Origin of the sequence: Gemella haemolysans, assembly GCF_001553035.1 — a bacterium.
Taxonomy (GTDB): domain Bacteria; phylum Bacillota; class Bacilli; order Staphylococcales; family Gemellaceae; genus Gemella; species Gemella haemolysans_B.
In genome coordinates, this window is record NZ_KQ959991.1 from 360 (window position 1) to 1,758 (window position 1,399).

1 protein-coding gene is annotated in these 1,399 nt (G+C 48.0%); it reads left to right on the plus strand.

Going from position 1 to position 1,399, the window contains the following annotated elements:
- The coding region (locus HMPREF3186_RS09455) for an SIALI-17 repeat-containing surface protein (protein WP_331709137.1) at positions 1-1,399 on the plus strand (1,399 nt) is incomplete at both ends.

Sequence of the window (1,399 nt, forward strand, 5' to 3'; positions counted from 1 at the left end):
AGTGTCAACAAAAGGAACACAAGAACCAGGACACGTAGGGGAATCAGCGGTTCAACCGGAGTTGTCAGAGTACAAAGTTCTAGAGGAGAAAAAAGGAACACAAGAGCCAGGACGAGTTGGTGAAGCGGCAGTCCGAGAAGAGACTCCAGAGTATACTAAGCCATTAGCGACAAAAGGAACACAAGAACCAGGTCATGAGGGCGAAGCGACAGTCCGAGAAGAGACTCCAGAATATACTAAGCCACTAGCGGCAAAAGGGACGCAAGAGGCAGGGCGTGAAGGGCAACCGGCGGTTAACGAATTTCCAGAGTACACTGATCCAGTAGGGACAAACGGCACACAAGAACCAGGTCACAGAGGAGAATCGGTAATTCAATCAGAGTTACCAGAATACACTAAGCCGTTAGAAACAAAAGGAACACAAGAGCCAGGACGTATTGGTGAATCGGCAGTCCGAGAAGAAACTCCAGAATATACTAAGCCATTAGCGACCAAAGGTACGCAAGAGCCAGGGCGTGAGGGGCAACCAACGGTTTACGAATTTCCAGAGTACACTGACCCAGTAGGGACAAATGGCACACAAGAACCAGGACACGAGGGAGAATCAGCAGTCCGAGAAGAGACTCCAGAGTACAAAGTTCTAGAGGAGAAAAAAGGAACACAAGAACCAGGTCGTGAAGGAGAATCAGCGGTTAACGAATTACCAGAGTATACTAATCCAATAACGACAAAAGGGACGCAAGAGCCAGGACGCGTTGGAGAGTCAGTAGTTCGAGAAGAGAGTCCAGAGTACACAAACCCAGTGGCGGTAAAAGGAACGCAAGAACTGGGGCATGAAGGAGAGTCAGCGGTTCAACCGGAATTACCAGAGTACACAAGCCCAGTGTCAACAAAAGGAACACAAGAACCAGGACGAGTTGGCGAATCAGCGATTCAACCGGAATTACCAGAGTACACTGACCTAGTAGCAACTAAAGGAACACAAGAACCAGGACGTGTTGGTGAAGCGGCAGTCCGAGAAGAGACTCCAGGATATACTAAGCCATTAGAAGCAAAAGGAACACAAGAACCAGGACGTGTTGGTGAAGCGGCAGTCCGAGAAGAGACTCCAGGATATACTAAGCCATTAGAAGCAAAAGGAACGCAAGAACCAGGACGCGAAGGGCAACCAGCGGTTTACGAATTTCTAGAGTACACTGATCCAGTAGGGACAAATGGCACACAAGAACCAGGACACGAGGGAGAATCAGCAATTCAACCGGAGTTACCAGAATATACAAAGCCGATATCTGTTCATACGGTACAGAGTGTAGAAGAGGAAATGTTATCGATAACAAATGAACTGCCAGAATATAAACTTCCAGTGTCAACAAAAGGAACGCAAGAACCAGGTCATGAG